This window comes from Lachnoclostridium sp. An181 (assembly GCF_002160325.1).
Taxonomy (GTDB): Bacteria; Bacillota; Clostridia; order Lachnospirales; family Lachnospiraceae; genus An181.
This window is the reverse complement of sequence record NZ_NFKJ01000001.1, coordinates 166137-184712: the sequence shown is the minus strand read 5'-3', so window position 1 is coordinate 184712 and position 18576 is coordinate 166137. Positions and strand designations below refer to the sequence as shown.

16 protein-coding genes are annotated in these 18576 nt (G+C 41.5%); 12 read left to right on the top strand and 4 right to left on the bottom strand.

The window, feature by feature from the left end; genetic code table 11:
* The first annotated feature begins 31 nt into the window (after nucleotides 1-31).
* The 8 genes from B5F18_RS00845 (at nucleotide 32) to B5F18_RS00805 (ending at nucleotide 10443) form a co-directional block, all read left to right on the top strand.
* Nucleotides 32-868, top strand: a complete 837-nt coding sequence (locus B5F18_RS00845; protein WP_087155767.1) for an Mrp/NBP35 family ATP-binding protein — start codon at nucleotides 32-34, stop codon at nucleotides 866-868.
* A 551-nt stretch (nucleotides 869-1419) separates the two neighbouring features.
* Nucleotides 1420-1503 carry a K(+)-transporting ATPase subunit F gene (gene kdpF, locus B5F18_RS13015; protein ID WP_087155765.1) on the top strand — a complete coding sequence of 28 codons (84 nt, stop codon included), beginning with the start codon at nucleotides 1420-1422 and terminating at the stop codon, nucleotides 1501-1503.
* 26 nt (nucleotides 1504-1529) lie between these two features.
* Complete coding sequence (gene kdpA, locus B5F18_RS00830) at nucleotides 1530-3266, top strand: potassium-transporting ATPase subunit KdpA (protein ID WP_087155764.1); 1737 nt, start codon at nucleotides 1530-1532, stop codon at nucleotides 3264-3266.
* Nucleotides 3267-3328: 62 nt separating this feature from the next.
* Nucleotides 3329-5383 (top strand): potassium-transporting ATPase subunit KdpB, encoded by a 2055-nt coding sequence (kdpB, locus tag B5F18_RS00825; RefSeq protein ID WP_087155763.1) that lies wholly within the window; start codon nucleotides 3329-3331, stop codon nucleotides 5381-5383.
* Between the two features lie 17 nt (nucleotides 5384-5400).
* Nucleotides 5401-6036 (top strand): potassium-transporting ATPase subunit KdpC, encoded by a 636-nt coding sequence (kdpC, locus tag B5F18_RS00820; RefSeq protein ID WP_087155762.1) that lies wholly within the window; start codon nucleotides 5401-5403, stop codon nucleotides 6034-6036.
* A gap of 32 nt (nucleotides 6037-6068) precedes the next feature.
* Nucleotides 6069-8114, top strand: a complete 2046-nt coding sequence (locus B5F18_RS00815; protein ID WP_087155761.1) for a DUF4118 domain-containing protein — start codon at nucleotides 6069-6071, stop codon at nucleotides 8112-8114.
* 54 nt (nucleotides 8115-8168) lie between these two features.
* On the top strand, nucleotides 8169-9749 hold the full coding sequence (locus tag B5F18_RS00810; protein ID WP_087155760.1) for a DUF4118 domain-containing protein: 1581 nt from the start codon (nucleotides 8169-8171) through the stop codon (nucleotides 9747-9749).
* Nucleotides 9742-10443: a response regulator gene (locus B5F18_RS00805; RefSeq protein ID WP_087155759.1), complete on the top strand. Its 702-nt coding sequence runs from the start codon at nucleotides 9742-9744 to the stop codon at nucleotides 10441-10443. Before B5F18_RS00810 ends, B5F18_RS00805 begins: the two co-directional genes overlap by 8 nt.
* A gap of 59 nt (nucleotides 10444-10502) precedes the next feature.
* On the opposite strand, the gene B5F18_RS00800 is transcribed toward B5F18_RS00805, so the two are convergent.
* Genes B5F18_RS00800 through B5F18_RS00790 form a run of 3 tightly spaced genes read right to left on the bottom strand, consistent with a single transcriptional unit; the run spans nucleotide 10503 to nucleotide 12464 of the window.
* The gene (locus B5F18_RS00800) at nucleotides 10503-11225 is read right to left on the bottom strand and encodes a hypothetical protein (RefSeq protein WP_087155758.1); all 723 of its coding nucleotides are present in this window, start codon (nucleotides 11223-11225) and stop codon (nucleotides 10503-10505) included.
* Entirely contained in the window at nucleotides 11222-12100 is an 879-nt protein-coding gene (locus B5F18_RS00795; RefSeq protein ID WP_087155757.1) for an ATP-binding cassette domain-containing protein, read from the bottom strand. The genes B5F18_RS00800 and B5F18_RS00795 overlap by 4 nt, the downstream gene beginning before the upstream one ends.
* Nucleotides 12078-12464: a GntR family transcriptional regulator gene (locus B5F18_RS00790; RefSeq protein ID WP_087155756.1), complete on the bottom strand. Its 387-nt coding sequence runs from the start codon at nucleotides 12462-12464 to the stop codon at nucleotides 12078-12080. Before B5F18_RS00790 ends, B5F18_RS00795 begins: the two co-directional genes overlap by 23 nt.
* 175 nt (nucleotides 12465-12639) lie before the next feature.
* On the opposite strand from B5F18_RS00790, the gene B5F18_RS00785 reads away from it, so the two are divergent.
* The 4 genes from B5F18_RS00785 (at nucleotide 12640) to B5F18_RS00770 (ending at nucleotide 17680) form a co-directional block, all read left to right on the top strand.
* On the top strand, nucleotides 12640-13956 hold the full coding sequence (locus tag B5F18_RS00785; protein WP_087155755.1) for a putative DNA modification/repair radical SAM protein: 1317 nt from the start codon (nucleotides 12640-12642) through the stop codon (nucleotides 13954-13956).
* Between the two features lie 4 nt (nucleotides 13957-13960).
* Complete coding sequence (locus B5F18_RS00780; RefSeq protein ID WP_334293327.1) at nucleotides 13961-14740, top strand: TIGR03915 family putative DNA repair protein; 780 nt, start codon at nucleotides 13961-13963, stop codon at nucleotides 14738-14740.
* Nucleotides 14741-14872: 132 nt separating this feature from the next.
* A complete protein-coding gene (locus tag B5F18_RS00775) occupies nucleotides 14873-15100 on the top strand; it encodes an HPr family phosphocarrier protein (protein WP_087155754.1) in 228 nt (75 codons plus the stop codon).
* Between the two features lie 180 nt (nucleotides 15101-15280).
* Nucleotides 15281-17680 carry a helicase C-terminal domain-containing protein gene (locus B5F18_RS00770; RefSeq protein WP_087155753.1) on the top strand — a complete coding sequence of 800 codons (2400 nt, stop codon included), beginning with the start codon at nucleotides 15281-15283 and terminating at the stop codon, nucleotides 17678-17680.
* Here the strand turns inward: B5F18_RS00770 and B5F18_RS00765 are convergent.
* On the bottom strand, nucleotides 17634-18518 hold the full coding sequence (locus tag B5F18_RS00765; RefSeq protein ID WP_087155752.1) for a LysR family transcriptional regulator: 885 nt from the start codon (nucleotides 18516-18518) through the stop codon (nucleotides 17634-17636). The genes B5F18_RS00770 and B5F18_RS00765 overlap by 47 nt on opposite strands.
* Nucleotides 18519-18576 lie beyond the last annotated feature (58 nt).

Below are 18576 nucleotides of genomic sequence, written 5' to 3'. Positions count from 1 at the left end.
AGTTGTTTGCTGTATTATAAGGAGAGAAAAAATGGAAGAGACAAATCAAAACAGCTGTTCACCGGAAATGTGTGAAAGCTGTGCAAAGGCCGGAACTTGCCACAGTAAGCCACAGGATTTTAGAAAACCGGCTAATCCATATTCCCAGGTAAAAAAAGTGATCGCTGTCTTAAGCGGAAAAGGCGGAGTGGGTAAATCCATGGTGACTGCATCGCTGGCGAGAAATTTACGGGAAGAAGGGTATACGGTAGGAATTCTGGACGCGGATATTACAGGACCTTCCATACCAAAGATGTATGGAGTGCATGAGCGGGCAAAGGGAAGTGAGGCAGGTATGTTCCCGTGTATTGCCAAGGATGGGACAAGAATTATGTCCATCAATCTTCTTCTCGATTCAGAGGAGGCACCGGTTATCTGGAGAGGACCGATCATCGCAGGAGTGGTAGAACAGTTTTGGACGGACGTGGCCTGGGGGGATTTGGATGTTCTTCTTGTGGATATGCCTCCGGGTACAGGGGATGTTCCGCTGACAGTTTTTCAGTCCCTTCCGGTGGACGGTGCAGTCATTGTTACCTCTCCACAGGATCTGGTACAGATGATCGTAAAAAAAGCGTACCATATGGCAGAGCAGATGAAGATTCCTATCCTAGGTGTGATAGAAAACTACAGCTATATTGCCTGTCCGGACTGTGGCAAGAAGATTCCGCTGTTTGGGGAAAGCCACATTGATGAGATTGCAAAAGAGATGAGCCTGGATGTACTTGGTAAGATTCCGGTCGATGCGGATCTTGCAAAGGCTGTGGAAGAAGAACGTTTTTATGAAATGACGAATGTATATATAAAAAGTATTGTAGAAAAACTTCAGTAAGAGACACAAAAGGGGCTGTCGCATCTATGTTTAAAAATCATAGATGCGACAGCCCCTTTTTATTTATGTAATCTTAATTTTATCTGCCGGATTACTTTTCCTATTTTAATTTTTAGTGTGCTAGGATGGGTTTTGTAAGGAGGGAACAATAATGACTGTTATCACAAAATCCATTCATCAATTTGAAAATAAAATTGGCCATTGTGTAGACTATTTTGCATCCAGGCATCCTATTGCACAAGCTTTGATAATGCTTATAGGAGTACCACTGTTTCTCTTGATCGGAGTAAGTATATCCACAATGTTGATTACATTGCCGTTCGCTGCCATATTTGGATGGCTGTAAAAGCTTAACACAATCTTAATGTTAAAAACACTCTGTTAATCCCATTTTAATAACAAGAATGATAAAGTCTTTCGGGAAGGAGGAAAAACATATGATGGATATATTGATGATTTTGACTTTGGTTGTTTGCTTTTTGGGTATGAAACTGTTCGCAGATTGGTGTGAGAAACAGATCAAAACTTCATAAGTAAAGGGGGAAAAAATAATGGGAATGATTTTACTTATGCTGATCATTTTATTTCTGGCAGGATATCTCCTGTACGCTCTGGTATATCCAGAAAAATTGTAATAGCAATATAAGTGGAGGAAAAGTAAATGCTACAGATAGTTGTGACACTGGCGATCTATATGGCACTTGTCATTCCGGTTGGAATTTATATGTACCATATTGCAGCCAAGAAAAAAACTTTTGCAGATCCAGTTTTTAACCGAGTTGATAACGGAATTTATAAATTATGCAGGATCAATCGGGAGGGAATGAATTGGAAACAATATGCACTACATCTTTTGATGACAAATGCAGTGATGGTTTTTGCAGGATATCTTATTTTACGTTTACAAGGATTGCTGTTTTTGAATCCAAATGGAATAGAGGGAATGGAATCCACCCTCTCTTTTAATACAATTATAAGTTTTATGACAAATACAAATCTCCAGCATTATTCAGGAGAGTCGGGGCTTTCTTATTTAAGCCAGACATTAGTGATCATTTTTATGATGTTTACATCAGCTGCCTCTGGATATGCAGCTTGCATGGCCTTTTCGAGAGGATTTGCCGGAGGAAGAAAAGACGTTGGAAACTTTTATGAAGACATGATCCGTATTACAACCAGAATCCTGATTCCAGTCTCTATTATTGGAGGATTGTTGCTCATCTGGCAGGGAGTTCCGGAGAATTTTATTCCTAATCTTACAATTGAGACAATCGAAGGGAAATTTCAGGATTTGGCAATGGGACCAGTTGCCGCACTCGAGATTATCAAGCATCTTGGAACGAATGGTGGAGGATTCTTCGGAGCAAACTCGACAACACCATTTGAAAATCCAACAATCCTTTCGGATATGATTGAATTATATTCCATGATGCTCCTTCCGGGAGCGTGTGTAATTACTTTTGGGAAAATGATACATGCGAAAAAACAAAAAGAAAAAAACAAGAATGCGACTATGGCAGTTGCAAAAAAAGCTGTTTTTGGAAGTCAGGGAAGAACAATATTTGCAGCAATGGCAGTTCTTTTCCTTGTGGGACTTACTATTTGCTTTGTTTCAGAAAGTGCAGGAAATCCAATTTTGGAACAGGCTGGTCTCAATCAGGATATGGGCAGCATGGAAGGCAAGGAAGTGCGTTTTGGTATTGCGCAGTCTGCATTGTTCACAACAACGACAACGTCATTTACTACAGGAACAGTCAATAATATGCACGATACATTGACTCCGTTAGGAGGTATGGTGCCGCTATTACATATGATGTTGAACTGTGTATTTGGAGGAAAAGGCGTCGGACTGATGAATATGATCATGTATGTGATCCTGGCGGTATTCCTGTGCGGATTGATGATTGGACGTACGCCTGAATATCTAGGGAAGAAGATTGAAGGAAGAGAAATGAAATTGGCAGCTCTGGTATTGATCGTCCATCCACTTCTTATTCTCGGTTTTTCTGCGCTTGCAGTTGTAACCAGTGCAGGATTGGAGGGTATCACAAATCCAGGTTTCCATGGTCTTACCCAAGTACTATATGAATATTCATCCTCAGCGGCAAACAATGGTTCTGGATTTGAAGGACTGGCAGATAATACGTATTTCTGGAATATTACTGCTGGCTTGGCTATGTTCTTTGGAAGGTATATCGCTATCGTGGCACAACTTGCAATTGCGGGAAGTATGCTTGCAAAGAGAAAAATGAACGAAACTATCGGAACTCTTCGTACAGATAATACGATTTTTGTCTTGATTCTGGTGTTTGTGGTCTATATTTTTGCTGCATTGACATTTTTCCCTGCACTGGCACTTGGCCCGATCGCTGAACATTTAACTCTTTGGATGTCGTAAATTTAAAAAGTGAAGAGGAAGGAATACTTTAGAATTGAATTTCAGAAAGGACAGCAATTGAGATGTCAAAGAAAAACACGAGAACTAAATTTATAACCAAGGATATTCTGAGAAGCTCTGTGAAAGGGGCTTTTTGGAAACTTAGTCCGAAATATATGATGAAAAATCCGGTTATGTTTGTAGTTGAAATAGGATTTTTTATTACAGTATTCTTAACAATAGCGCCGGGTATTTTCGGCGGAGACAGCAATAGGATTTATAATGGACTGGTAGCATTGATCCTGTTTATTACAGTGTTGTTTGCAAATTTTGCTGAGTCTGTTGCAGAAGGAAGAGGGAAAGCTCAAGCAGATTCTCTGAAAAAGACAAAAAAAGATACAAAGGCGCATCTTCTCATGAAAAATGGGGAAGAAAAAGAAATCAATGCATCTGAATTGAAAAAAGGAGATATTGTGATTGTCAGGATTAATGAAGTGATTCCTAATGACGGCGAAGTAATCGAAGGGGTTGCCTCTGTGGATGAATCCGCAATTACAGGAGAATCCGCTCCGGTTACAAGGGAAGCAGGTGGAGATTTTTCCTCTGTGACCGGTGGAACAACAGTTGTAAGTGACTGGTTGAAAATCCGAATCACTTCTGAACCAGGAAAATCATTTCTTGATAAAATGATTGCACTTGTGGAAGGGGCGTCCAGACAAAAAACGCCAAATGAGATCGCTTTAAATACATTGCTTGTTGGATTGACAATTATTTTTCTTATCGTAGCTGTAACACTTTATTGTTTTGCGGACTATTCGGGAGTGGCAATACCAGTGGCTACAATGATTGCTCTGCTGGTGTGCCTGATCCCCACCACGATAGGTGGGTTGCTTTCCGCAATTGGTATTGCTGGAATGGACCGTGTGACAAGATTCAATGTGATTGCAATGTCCGGAAAAGCAGTTGAGGCGTGCGGCGATGTCGATACAATGATTCTGGATAAAACCGGAACGATTACATATGGAAATCGTCTTGCAGCAGATTTTATACCAGTAAAGGGAAAATCAAAAGAGGATTTGGTAGACTACAGTGTAATGACATCCTTATGTGATGGAACACCTGAAGGAAAATCTGTTGTTGAATTGGGTAATGCAGAAGGTACGAGGATTGTACCAGAGGCAGCAAGTCAGATGCAGTTTATAGAGTTTACTGCTCAGACCAAAATGAGTGGGGTCGATTTAAAGGACGGAACGGAAATTAGAAAAGGTGCTTATGATGCAATCAAGAACTATGTGGTTGACAATGGTGGAGAGGTTCCAAAAGATTTGGAGGGCATCATAACGAAGATTTCCGGACTTGGCGGCACACCGCTTGTCGTATGTGTTGACAATGTGATATATGGTGTTATCTATTTAAAAGATACAGTAAAACCAGGATTAGTGGAACGATTTGAACGGCTTCGTGAGATCGGGATCAAAACAATCATGTGTACTGGGGATAATCCACTGACAGCAGCGACAATTGCAAAAGAAGCAGGGGTTGATGGATTTATAGCAGAGTGCAAACCGGAAGACAAGATCAAGGAGATCAAAAAAGAACAGTCAGAAGGAAAGATTGTGGCCATGACCGGAGACGGAACAAACGATGCCCCGGCTCTGGCGCAGGCTGATGTGGGGCTTGCTATGAACAGTGGTACATCAGCAGCAAAAGAAGCAGCAAATATGGTAGATTTGGACTCAGACCCTACTAAAATTCTGGAGGTTGTTGAGATTGGAAAACAGCTTTTGATCACAAGAGGATCCCTGACAACATTTAGTGTTGCAAATGATGTTGCCAAATATTTTGCTATCATACCGGCAATGTTTACTATGGTGCTTCCGCAAATGAATATTTTGAATATAATGAATCTTCAAACACCTTCAAGCGCAATTTTATCAGCATTGATATTCAACGCCATTATCATTCCGTGCCTGATTCCCATTGCAATGAAAGGCGTGAAGTACAAACCAATGCGTTCAGAAAAGATGCTTCTAAAGAATATGGGAATTTATGGTGCAGGTGGAATCATTGTCCCGTTTATTGGAATAAAAATAATCGATATGATCGTAGCTCCGTTGCTTGGAATCATTGGATTGTAAGAGGAGGAGAAGAGAAAATGAAAAATTTTGCAAGTTATTTAAAAAGAGCTTTGATTCTTACGTTAATATTGTTGCTTTGCTGCTCCGTTATTTATCCATTGGCATTGACAGGATTAGGGCAGTTGTTATTCCCGAAACAGGCAAACGGAAACTTGATTGAAGTTGACGGAAAAGCGGTAGGTTCTGAGCTTGTTGGCCAGGATTTTACTGGCGATCAATATTTTCAGGGCAGAATTTCTTCTGTGAATTATAATACTTATACAGAAGAAGAAAAAGAAGATGGGACATATGGCGGTGTGAGCTCAGGAAGTTTCAACTATGCCCCAACAAATGAGGATTTGAAAGCCAGAGTAGAAGAAGATGTGGCCAAGTTTAAAGAAAGATATAAAGAAGCAACAGGGGATGAATTTACTGGAGAGATACCAGCAGATCTTCTGACAGCGTCAGGTTCTGGGCTTGATCCCCATATCAGTCCAAAATCAGCAGAAATCCAGATCCCTATCATAGTAAGCAACAGTGGACTTACAGAAGAACAGGTGAATGAAATAATAAAGGAGAATACCGAACATAAAATATTGGGGATTTTTGGAGAAGAAAAAGTAAATGTTTTAAAATGTAACATTGCGATTGCCAAAGCAATGGGAGAGATTTAAGGACATAATTCTAAGAAGGACGAGGGGAAAATATGGAAAGAGAAGGAAGGCCCAATCCGGAGAAATTGCTCAGACAGATTCAAATGGAAGAATCGAAAAAGGTCAAAAGAGGGAAATGTACGATTTTTCTTGGATATGCAGCAGGTGTGGGGAAGACCTATGCCATGTTGGAGTCTGCCCATGAACTACAGAAAACAGGTGTAGATGTTGTGGCTGCTTATATTGAACCTCATGCAAGGAAAGATACGATGGAAAAGGCGGAGGGATTGGAGACAATTCCTCCTCTTCTTATTCCGTATAAAGGAATTTGCCTAAGGGAAATGGATTTAGATGCAGTATTAAAAAGAAAGCCTAAGGTAGTATTGGCAGATGAGCTTGCACATACGAATGCGGAAGGAATGCGGCATCAAAAAAGATATGAAGACATAGAAGAGTTGCTCAGTGCCGGTATTGATGTATATACTACCGTAAATATCCAACACCTGGAAAGTCTGAATGATATTGTATCGGGCATAACAGGTATTCGTGTGAAAGAGAGGGTTCCGGATACATTTTTTGATCAGGCAGATGTAGTCAAAATCATAGACATTGAACCGGATATGCTGATCGATCGTTTGAAAGAAGGAAAAATATACAAGGCAGTCCAGGCAGAAAGGGCTTTGGACAATTTTTTTGCAAGAGAAAAATTGATTTCATTGAGGGAAATTGCACTGCGCCGGACAGCAGACAGAGTAAATTGGATCGCAATGGAGGAACGCAAGGCGTACCGGGAGAGGCAGTGCTTTGCAGGGGAACATATTCTGACCTGTATTTCGCCTTCTCCCACGAATATGAAAGTAATCCGAAATGCCTCGCGTCTGTCTTACGCATTCCATGCAGAGTTTACAGCTCTGTACGTGGAGACACCAAAGCTGCAGAATGCGGATCAAAAAGTAAAAAAGATGGTGGAAGATAACATCCATTTGGCCAAGACATTGGGCGCAAAAATCGTAACAGTATTTGGAGAAGAAGTTGCCTTTCAGATTGCAGAGTATGCAAGAATCTGCGGCGCTTCTAAAATCGTATTAGGACGAACAAACCACAGAATCTTTTTTGGACAAAAAAGGGGAACGCTGGCAGATCAGGTTTCGCAGTTTGTGCCGGATATCGATATTTATATCATTCCTGACACGAACACTCATCGATCAGATCAGCAGAGTTTTGGCAGAATGGAGATGATGAAATCTAAAAAATCCATGAATACAGAAAAACTCTATGTTGATCTGGCGCAGGGAGCTCTGACTTTGGGAGGAGCAACTTTTTTAAGCTTATGCCTGGAACGCATTGGATTTCTTAGTGAAAATACGATTATGATCTATTTATTTGGAATTTTGATACTGTCCATGTTTTGTAAGCGAAGATGGGTTGCCTCGGGTGCAGCGTTGATCAGTGTGTTTCTTTTTGATTTCTTTTTCGTACCTCCGATTGGAAATTTTGGCGTGGAAACTCCGATGCATTATACCACATTTGCTTTTATGTTTTTCTTTGCTTTTATTATTTCCACGATTATTACAAAGCAAAGAAAACAGGCACAGGAAAGCGCAAAATTGGTGTACCGGACAGAACTTCTTTTAGAAAATAGCAAAAGGATGAGACGGGTTCATAATGTGAAGGATCTTTTGTCGGAATTGAGTGGTCAGGTTCTGAAATTATTGGGGCTGTCAGTGATTTTCTTTGTAAAGAAAGATGAGAAAATCACAGGACCTTGGATGTATCCAAGGACTGGAGTTGGAAAAACACAGCTTAGACAACTTTATGACAGCCAGGAAAAAGCAGTTGTACAATGGGTAATAGAGAATCGTAAACGGGCAGGGTGCTGTACACATACGTTGCCAAATGCAAAAGCCATGTATCTTCCGATCAAGACAGCGGAGAAACTTTATGCTGTGATGGGTATCGTATTGGAGGAAAAACGGGAGATTCCGCCTTTTAAGTATGCTCTATTGACAGCTATGTTGAATGAGGCTGCGCTTGTATTTGAACGTATATATTTGGTAGGAAGGGGAAACAACGAGCAGAATGTTTCGAAAAAGATATAGAATTTTTGAGGAAAATAAGCTATAGTACAAACATTACAGTGAGAGGGTAAGTGTATGGGACGAGAAAATTGCTATGTTAAGGCATCACACGAGGTAAAAAGAAAAAAAGATCACCTGCTTTTTTTAGTTGCAGATATATTGAAAAGCATTGGCATACTTATAGCCGCAAGTCTGCTTGGATACGGGGTTGACTGGCTTGGTTTTGAAGAAGCCAATATTATAATCATATATGTATTGGGTGTTTTGATCATTTCTATTGTTACAAATAATAAAATATATAGTTTGATTTCTTCGCTTGTAAGTGTTTTGGTGTTTAATTTTCTGTTCACAGATCCTAAATTTACGCTGCAGGCATATGATAAAGACTATCCTGTCACATTTCTGATCATGTTCATAGCGGCGCTTTTAACAGGAACACTTGCAGCAAAATTGAAGAGTAATGCAAAACAGTCTGCCCAGGCTGCATTTCGGACTAAAGTACTATTTGACACAAACCAGTTAATGCAGCAGGCGCAAAGCAGTGAAGGAATCTTATCAGTTACAGCACGCCAGCTTTTAAGGCTGCTGAACAGAGATATTATAATATATCCTGTAGAACAAGAAAAACTTGGGGCCCCATTGTTTTTTTTGAAAAATGGGGATAAGAAAAAAGAGGAATATCTGTCCGAAGGGGAGCGGAAAGTGGCTGAATGGGTAATGAAAAATAATAAATATGCCGGAGCTGACACAAAGACATTTCCGGATGTAAAATGTTTATACTTTGCAATCCGGGTAAAAGATGCCGTATATGGTGTTGTGGGAATAGAAATTGGTCAACATCACTGGGATACCTTTGAAAACACAATATTATTGTCCATTTTGGGGGACTGTGCACTGGCGTTGGAAAATAAGAAAAATGCCGATGAAAAAGAGCAGGCTACGATTCTAGCCCAAAATGAGCAGTTGAGAGCGAATCTTTTAAGAGCGATCTCGCATGATCTTCGGACCCCCCTGACTTCGATTTCCGGAAATGCCAGCAACTTACTCTATAACGGAGAGTCTTTTGACCTGGACACAAAAAAAAGTCTATATCAGGATATCTATGATGATGCGATGTGGCTTATCAATTTGGTGGAAAATCTGCTCTCCATCACACGATTAGAGGAGGGCAGGGTGAATTTTCATATATCTGCAGAGTTGGTGGACGAGGTGGTTAAAGAGGCTCTTCGACATGTAAACCGCTTGAAAACAGAGCATGAAATTATTGTTGAAAATCAGGATGATCTGTTGCTTGCAAAAATGGATGTAAAACTGATCGTCCAGGTACTTATTAATCTGATAGATAATGCGATCAAATATACTCCGAAAGGTTCTCATATCTATATCAGGACAACGCAGAAGGAGAATTGGGCCGTGATTTCTGTATCAGATGATGGTCCGGGAATACCCGATGAGAGCAAACATCAGATATTTGAAATGTTTTACAGCGGGGCCAACCGTGTCGGCGATAGCAGACGTAGTTTGGGACTAGGACTCTCCCTGTGTCAGTCTATCGTAAATGCTCATGGGGGTGTTATCAGTGTTTCAGACAATCTGCCGCATGGGGCAATATTTACATTTACATTACCGATAGAGGAGGTGAAATTACATGAATAAACCGTTGATCTTAGTGGTTGAAGATGATACATCGGTAAAAAATCTTATTACGACAACATTAAAAGCGCATGATTATCGTTATTTGGTAGCATGTAATGGAAAGATGGCGATCATGGATGCATCCTCCCATAATCCGGATGTTGTCCTTCTTGATTTGGGGTTGCCGGATATGGATGGAGTAGAAGTGATCAAAAAGATCCGTTCATGGTCAAGTTTGCCGATCATTGTTATCAGTGCCAGGAGTGAAGACTCAGACAAGATAGAAGCATTGGATGCAGGGGCGGATGATTATCTGACAAAACCTTTTTCGGTCCCGGAACTTCTTGCAAGACTTCGGGTGACACAAAGACGTTTGTTGATCATGAAAAATGAACCTATGACTGAAACTTCCGTTTTTGTAAATGGGGAATTGCGCATTGATTACGCGGCAGGCTGCGTCTTCCTTGGAGAAGAAGAACTGCATCTTACTCCCATTGAATATAAGCTGCTGTGTTTACTGTCAAGAAATGTAGGAAAAGTTTTGACACATACTTATATTACACAAAATATTTGGGGAAGCAATTGGGAGAATGACATGGCGTCTCTGCGTGTATTCATGGCAACTTTGCGGAAAAAGATTGAAAAAAGACAAAACTCTCCACAGTACATTCAGACACACATCGGAGTAGGATACCGCATGATTAAAGTAGAATAGGTAAACAAGAAAGAGAATCTTCTTTGATTGAAAAGAGATTCTCTTTCTGTACGTTTGAGCTATTGTTTTAATTCCATCTTTTTTAGCAAAAATCTGGCCGGCAGGAATCCGATACAGGAGATGCCTATGCAGATCAGTATTGGATTGAAAAAATGTATATGGCTTGATTTCGTAAAGCCTGCAAGGAATCCGAAAAAGTCAAGGACTTTTAATTGTGCATTCTCGGAAAGCACTGTACTTATAAAGTACGGGACAAAGATAAAGAAAAAGACTGCAAGTCCGATCATTAGTACGAGGAAGAGCTTATGTCCCATTTTATCTGAGAGAAGACGGAACAGATAGGAAACTGCGCTTACAGTAAAATAGAAACAGGAGAGCAAAAGCCACTGAAGAAAGATGGAGTGGTCAGCCCCATAAAGTTGATGAAACAAGGAGCGGTAACCGGACAATTGGTTCAGCAGCATTGCAATCAGGGTATCAACTGCACCCATAAAAAATGAGAGGGAAATATAAAGCATAAAAGTTCCGCAAAAGATCGAGTTTCTCGTAAATCCATTTTGTAAAAGGAACCGGAAATCCTCGGAAAATCCAAGGCTAGCGCAGATACATAGAAAAATCACACAGGAAAATTCTACTCCGTTGAACCGGAAGACCGAATTATTACCAACGATCATATCCACAATATATCCGGCAAGTACTATCCCGTAAAGGATGCTGTAAAAAATTCCCAGAGGTTTTGCGATAGTCAGGCACTCATATTTAAACAATGATCTCAATTTCATAATGGTTTTCCTCCTCTTTCTGTCAGTTTTACGAATAGTTTTTGAAGATTTATTGTGGAAATGTGCATGTCCGGAGTGACAGCATCCTCTTGTACGTCGCCCAGAATGTAGGCAATCTTCATACCTGCGATCTCATCGTATCCAACAACATCTTTCCCTTTGCAGTAAGCATCAATATTAGCCGGAGTTCCTGCAATGCTGTAGCCTTTTGCCAGGAGATGCTCTGCAGTATCTGAGAGCAGGACACGTCCGTTATCAATGATGATGATCTCCTCGATCAGGGATGATACCTCTTCGATAAGGTGGGTGGCAATGACAATGGTTCTTGGATTTTTTTCATAATCGCTCAGCAGCAGCTTATAGAAAAGTTCCCTGTGGTTGGCATCCAGTCCAAGTACCGGTTCATCGAAGATAAGGTAAGGTACGTTCAGGGAAAGGGCAGTAATGATTTTGTAGATGGATTTATATCCGGTGGAGAGTTTTTTCACTTTCTGACGGACATTGAGGCCAAACATTTCCGAAAGGGTGAGTGCCTTTTCCATATCAAAGCAGGAATAGAATTCACTGGTCCACTTGAAAACCTCTTTTACGCTGAAGGAATCAGGACAGAGGTTGCCTTCGCTCATACAATAGATTTTTTCATGAACATCCGGATTTTCAAACGCGGACATACCGTCAATGTCAACGGTCCCTTCTGTGGCAAAAATACGGTTGCAAAGAATATTGATCAGCGTGGATTTTCCTGCACCGTTTCTTCCGAGCAGCCCGTAGATTTTTCCGAATTCAAAATTCAAAGACACGTGATCCAGGGCACGGAGCGGCTGATTTTGTCGTTTATAATCTTTTGTCAAATTATTGATTCGAATTGCTTTCATTGTCATACCCTCTTTCAATCAGTTTTACAATCTGTTCTTTGGATAACTGTAATTTTTTTGCCTCATCAATCAAAGTTGCAATATATTGGTCATAAAAAAGATTCTGCCGTTTTGCGCGGATTTTTTCCACTGCTCCTTTTGCCACATACATGCCAAGACCTCTTTTCTTATAAATCACTCCATCATCGACCAAAAGGTTCATCCCCTTTAAAACTGTATGGGGATTGATGTGGAAGAGGGAAGAGATTTCATTGGTAGAAGGAATCTTTTCTTCTTCGCTATAAAGGCCGGTGAAGATGGAGTCTTCCAACTGTTCCGCAATCTGTAAAAATATAGGTTTTTCATTTCCCGGGTCAATGTACATGGGACTCTCCTTTCTTTGTTTGTTGTATAGTTAGCTACTTAAGTAACTAACTATTGTGCCTTTACTATAAATCATATATTTGTGTTTGTCAATAGTTGATAACAAAAATATTGACGAACATGTGTTTGCATGTTAAAATAAAGAAAGACAAACATATGTTCTTGTGGAGGGAGTCATGAAACTGATAGAGGAGAAGATGCACATAGAAGAAAAACTGAAGATTCTGACGGATGCTGCAAAGTATGACGTGGCCTGTACGTCCAGCGGAGTGGAAAGGCAGGGGGACGGAAAGAGCATCGGAAACTGTGCGAAAGCGGGAATCTGTCACAGCTTTTCCGCGGACGGAAGATGTATTTCCCTGTTAAAGATTCTTTTTACCAATGAGTGTATTTACGACTGCAAATACTGTGTCAATCGTTCCTCCAATGATGTGCCGCGCGCGTCTTTTACTCCGCAGGAAATCTGTGAGTTGACGATTGAATTTTACAGGAGAAATTATATTGAAGGGCTGTTCTTAAGCTCAGGAGTTATCAAGAGCCCAAACTATACAATGGAGCTATTATATACCACTTTATATAAATTACGGCACGAGTTCCATTTCCGGGGCTATATCCATGTGAAGGCCATTCCGGGTGCGGACAAGCTGTTGATCTACCGCACCGGATTTTTGGCAGACCGTATGAGTGTCAATCTGGAATTGCCGACCGCGGAGGGGCTTAAAGCACTGGCGCCCCATAAAAACAGAAAAAACATTCTTACACCAATGAGGTATGTGCAGACAAAAATGGTGGAGTCCAAACAAGAGCTTGCACTCTATAAAAATGCTCCAAGATTTGTGCCGGCAGGGCAGAGTACGCAGATGATCATTGGAGCTACTCCGGAGTCGGATTATCAGATTCTCAATGTAGCGGAATCTCTGTATAAAAAGTTCGGGCTGAAGAGAGTTTTTTATTCGGCGTTTGTACATGTAAATGAAGATAAGGCACTGCCTGCAAAGACGGGTGAGGGACCGCCTCTTTTGAGGGAACACAGACTTTATCAGGCGGACTGGCTTTTGCGGTACTATGGATTTGAGGCAGCAGAACTGCTTTCAGAGAAAGAGCCGAATTTTAATATTTATCTGGATCCAAAGTGCAATTGGGCGCTGAGAAATCTGGAGTTTTTTCCTCTGGAGATAAACAAGGCAGATTATTATGCACTTCTTCGGGTTCCGGGGATTGGTTACAGATCAGCAGGCAGGATTGTGAAAGCAAGAAAGAATGCAGTTTTAGGTTTCGAGGATTTAAAGAAGATGGGGGTTGTTTTGAAAAGAGCACTCTATTTTATCACATGCAGCGGCCGGATGATGTATCCGGTACGGCTGGAGGAGGATTATATCACAAAAAACCTTATGAGCACAAAGGAGAGACTTCCTAGAGAAGTAAGAGAGATGGGATATCGACAGATCTCGCTGTTTGATGATGTGAAATTTGGAGGCGGAAATCTATGGTAAAGAGGTGGGAATTTTGAAAAGAGTTTATGTGGCAGAAGATACGCTGGAAGGGATTTTTTCCGCTATCTATGATGCATGGAAGACTAAAAGAGATGCCGATGGCGCGGGAATCGCTCTGAAAGGACAGATGGAGCGGGAGCTTTTTTGCGAGTACACGCAGACAGAGCCGGACAGAAAGAAAGCGGCTGCTGTGGAAAGGATGATCAAGAAGCATCTTGGGATGGAAACATACAAAGATATCTGTTATGCGCTATTGTCAGAGGATGAGAAAAAGGCGGATGCGGTCCTTGGAACCATGCAAGCTGCCAGAAAGATTTTGAACAGCACAAAAATCATGGAGCACCTGGCATGCCCGGCAGTACAAAAAGTATTTGCACTGTCCAGGAAGGTCTCAAATGAAGCGCATTGTTTTATCGAATTTGTCCGTTTCAAAGAGATAACAAATGGAATTCTTGCTGCCCGGATCACGCCAAAAAACAGGATTCTTACATGTATAGCGGGGCATTTCGCAGACCGTTTTCCAAATGAAGACTTTTTGATCTACGATGAAACACACAGGATATTTCTCGTGCACCGAAAGGGAAGACCGTGGTTTCTTCTTGAGAGTGAGGAGACAGATTTTGAGATGTTAAAAGACGAATTGGAAACCGAAGAGAAATTTGCAAATCTATGGAAGATTTTCCATACCAGCATTTCCATAAAAGAGAGGGAAAATCCAAAACTTCAGATGTCACATTTCCCTTTGCGCTATCGGGCGAACGTATTGGAATTTGACGAAAAGTAGGGCGTATTTGATAGAAAACCATAATTTTACATGGTAAAAATAGGTTAATTCGACGATTGACTTATGATATGCACGATGGCATAATATAACCCGAAATATAGAAATTAAGCTACCTATGAAAGGAGGAAGACAATGGACAACAAACGTAGAATTAGATTGACAGCTGATACTGCAAAAGATTTTGTACGCGCTGCTTCGAAATGCGAGTTTGACATTGATGTCTTCTATAACAGAGTCATTATTGACGCCAAATCTATTCTAGGGGTTTTGAGTTTGGACTTAAATCGTGAGCTGACAGTGTGCTATAATGGTGAAGACCCGCATTTTGAGAGCGTATTGGCGAAATACAGCGTGGCATAGAAAATTCCATAGGCAGTTGTGAAAAAGAAGAAGGCAGAAATCGGCAGGCGGCATCCAAAGGGTGCCGCCTGCTTTGTGCAATAAAAGTGTTTTAAAATTTGGGATATAAAAAATTGGAATTTTTCTCTGATATGATACAATACTGAAAGAGACAAAAAGAATGGGAAAGATGTTTTAGCTATGAAGGTGGAAAATCAAAATATTGTCAGAATATCTGTCCGCAATCTTGTGGAGTTTATAATGCGAAATGGTGATATTGATAACCGGACAGGCACTGCACAGGTAAAAGATGCAATGCTCATGGGTGGGCGGATTCACAGAAAAATTCAAAGACAAATGGGCAGTTCTTACCGAGCCGAGGTTTCAATGAAGACGGAGGTAGAATTTGAAGACCTCTGTATCCGTGTAGAGGGAAGAGCTGACGGAGTGATAGAAGAGGATGGAGAGATCACGATCGATGAAATCAAAGGAATCCTTGGTGAGTTAAAACTTTTAAGAGAACCTGTTAAGGTGCATGAAGCACAGGCAAAATGTTACGCATGGATGGCGGCAAAAGAAAAAGGACTAAAAAAGATTAGGATACAGATCACCTATTGTCAGATGGAGACAGAGGAGATCAAACGTTTTCAAAAAACGATCGATATGGACATACTGGAGGAATGGTTTCTTGGACTTGTGGCAGCTTACGAAAAATGGGCCAGATTCCGGATAGAGTGGAAGAAGGAGCGGAATGCGTCCATCAAAAAAACAGAATTTCCGTTTGCATACAGACCAGGGCAAAAAGAGCTTGTTAGCAATGTATACCGCACGATTCTCAGGAAGAAGAAACTGTTTCTTCAGGCTCCGACCGGTGTTGGGAAGACAATCTCCACGATTTTTCCGGCAGTAAAAGCATTGGGGGAAAATCTGGGAGAGAAGATTTTTTATTTGACGGCAAAGACAATCACAAGGACTGTGGCAGGACAGGCCTTTGACGCCTTAAGAGAAAATGGGCTGCGCATGAAAAGTATTGTCCTGACAGCGAAAGAGAAAATCTGTTTTCTGGAAAAGGCGGACTGCAATCCGGATGCCTGCCCTTATGCAAAAGGACATTATGACAAAGTCAATGATGCTGTGTTTGAACTTTTGAGGGAAGAGGATGATTTGACCAGGGAGGTCATAGAACGTCAGGCAAAAAAATACGGGATCTGCCCGTTTGAGATGTCGCTGGATGCGGCGGAGTGGGTGGATGCCGTCATTTGCGATTACAATTACGCTTTTGACCCTAATGCGCATCTGCGCCGCTTTTTTGGGGAAGGGCTTTCGGGGGAATATCTGTTCCTTGTAGACGAGGCGCACAATCTGGTGGAGCGGGCAAGGGAAATGTACAGTGCCAAGCTTTATAAGGAGGATTTCCTGGCGCTCAAAAGAGAAGTGGGAAAAGGCAGTCCAAAGCTTGCCAAAAAGCTGGAAGAATGTAACAGACAGATGTTGGAATGGAAACGGGAATGTGAGGATTATCAGATTTTGGATCAGGTGTCACATTTTGCTATGAAACTTCTGAGTTTGATGTCTGAGATGGAAAAATTTCTGGAGGAGAGTGAGAAGGAAGAAGAAAAGGAAAAGGTGAGGGAACTTTATTTTCAGGTGCGGATGTTTTTGTATATCCATGAAAGATTAGACGAAAACTACATGATCTATACCCAGATGGAGGAAAGTGCCAGGTTCAAGGTAAAACTTTATTGTGTCAACCCAGCGGTGAACTTAAAAGAATATTTGGATATGGGCAGCAGTACGATCTTTTTTTCGGCGACACTTTTACCAGTCAATTATTATAAAAAGCTCTTAAGTGTGGAAACGGATGACTATGCTGTATATGCAGAATCACCGTTTTCTGTGGATAAAAGACTGCTTCTTGTGGGGGCAGATGTCAGCAGTAAATACAAAAGACGGGGCAGGCAGATGTATGAAAGATATGCAGAGTACATTTGCAAGGCAGCGCGGGCAAAGAAAGGAAATTACCTTGCATTCTTTCCTTCCTATCAGTTTATGGAGGAAGTGTATGACTGCTTTGAGAAGAGGAATCAGGATGGTAAGATTGCCTGGGCCATTCAGTCTCAATATATGAATGAGGAGGCTCGGGAGATCTTCCTGGAAGAATTTGAGGAGGAGAGAGCAGAAAGTTTTGTCGGGTTTTGCGTGTTGGGAGGAGTCTTTTCAGAAGGGATTGATTTGACAAAGGAAAAACTGATCGGAGCGTTCATTGCAGGAACAGGTCTTCCGCAGGTATGCCAGGAGAGAGAAATCTTAAGGATGTATTTTGAAAAAATGGGGTTGAATGGATTTGACTACGCCTATCTTTATCCTGGACTTAACAAAGTACTGCAGGCAGCAGGCAGAGTCATCCGCACGGAAGAAGATAAAGGCGTTATCTTCCTTTTGGATGACCGTTTTTTGGAGCGCAAATATGAAGATATTTTTCCAAGGGAGTGGAGAGAGCGCAAAATATGCCGGCTTTTGGATGTACAAAAAGAGATGGAGACATTCTGGAAGATTATGTCAGAGCCTCAAAATAGTCCAGAAACTGGGAGGCAGCCTTAGAGACTGGTACGTGTTCGTTGTAGGCTACAACCAGTTCACGCATTGGCAGGGGCTCAGCCATCTGTACTGTAAAGAGGGAGCTTGTGTTTTCATCCAGGCAGTAGTCCGGAACAAAGGCAATGCCAAGGCCGATCTTTGCAAGGTCCAAAAGCAGATCATTGCTGCTTAATTCCACCTCAGGGACAAGGTCCAGCTGGCGCTGCTGAAACAGATTGTGCAAAAATTCACTTGTTGTACTTTTCTTGTCCAGCATTAGGATTGGGTGTTCGAGTAGCTTGGAGAATGTAATCTTTTTATCTTTCAGGGAAGCAAAAGCATCGTTAGCCACAAACACATCCCGGAAACGTTTGATTTTTTTGATGGTAAACATGTTATTTAAATAAGCATTTGGAGAATTTGTCACAATAAAGTCCACCTGTCCGTTTTCCAGCAGATCGACACAGCGGATAGAGGTCTGGTTGGTGACTTTGATGTGTGCATTCGGGAATTCTTTGTGGAAACGTTCCAGGTACGGTACGAGAAAATAGCGGCAGATGGTGTCGCTTGCCCCAATGCGGATTTGTCCGCCGCCGGATGCAGCATCCATGATCTGAGCCTCCCCGCGTTTGATAAGATTCATGGCAGGCTCTACATGGCGCAGAAGGATTTCCCCTTCCGGTGTGAGCTGTACTCTCTTTGTGCTGCGGATGAACAATGACTGGTCCAGCTTTTTTTCCAAGGCTTTGACAGACTGACTTACAGCGGACTGGGAGATAAACAGTTTTTTTGATGCCTCCGAGAAACTGAGTGTGGAAGCTACATAATAGAAAACTTTATATAACTCATAATTGATATCCATGGATAATCCCTCCTTTGAAAACACCGCCTCGGACTGAAAACGGGCGTGTATGGGTTTT

Excerpts from the sequence above, each read along its gene's own strand:
- B5F18_RS00845 (WP_087155767.1), top strand. The coding sequence starts at position 32 with ATGGAAGAGACAAATCAAAACAGCTGTTCACCGGAAATGTGTGAAAGC.
- kdpF (WP_087155765.1), top strand. The coding sequence starts at position 1,420 with ATGGGAATGATTTTACTTATGCTGATCATTTTATTTCTGGCAGGATAT.
- kdpA (WP_087155764.1), top strand. The coding sequence starts at position 1,530 with ATGCTACAGATAGTTGTGACACTGGCGATCTATATGGCACTTGTCATT.
- kdpB (WP_087155763.1), top strand. The coding sequence starts at position 3,329 with ATGTCAAAGAAAAACACGAGAACTAAATTTATAACCAAGGATATTCTG.
- kdpC (WP_087155762.1), top strand. The coding sequence starts at position 5,401 with ATGAAAAATTTTGCAAGTTATTTAAAAAGAGCTTTGATTCTTACGTTA.
- B5F18_RS00815 (WP_087155761.1), top strand. The coding sequence starts at position 6,069 with ATGGAAAGAGAAGGAAGGCCCAATCCGGAGAAATTGCTCAGACAGATT.
- B5F18_RS00810 (WP_087155760.1), top strand. The coding sequence starts at position 8,169 with ATGGGACGAGAAAATTGCTATGTTAAGGCATCACACGAGGTAAAAAGA.
- B5F18_RS00805 (WP_087155759.1), top strand. The coding sequence starts at position 9,742 with ATGAATAAACCGTTGATCTTAGTGGTTGAAGATGATACATCGGTAAAA.
- B5F18_RS00800 (WP_087155758.1), bottom strand. The coding sequence starts at position 11,225 with ATGAAATTGAGATCATTGTTTAAATATGAGTGCCTGACTATCGCAAAA.
- B5F18_RS00795 (WP_087155757.1), bottom strand. The coding sequence starts at position 12,100 with ATGAAAGCAATTCGAATCAATAATTTGACAAAAGATTATAAACGACAA.
- B5F18_RS00790 (WP_087155756.1), bottom strand. The coding sequence starts at position 12,464 with ATGTACATTGACCCGGGAAATGAAAAACCTATATTTTTACAGATTGCG.
- B5F18_RS00785 (WP_087155755.1), top strand. The coding sequence starts at position 12,640 with ATGAAACTGATAGAGGAGAAGATGCACATAGAAGAAAAACTGAAGATT.
- B5F18_RS00775 (WP_087155754.1), top strand. The coding sequence starts at position 14,873 with ATGGACAACAAACGTAGAATTAGATTGACAGCTGATACTGCAAAAGAT.
- B5F18_RS00770 (WP_087155753.1), top strand. The coding sequence starts at position 15,281 with ATGAAGGTGGAAAATCAAAATATTGTCAGAATATCTGTCCGCAATCTT.
- B5F18_RS00765 (WP_087155752.1), bottom strand. The coding sequence starts at position 18,518 with ATGGATATCAATTATGAGTTATATAAAGTTTTCTATTATGTAGCTTCC.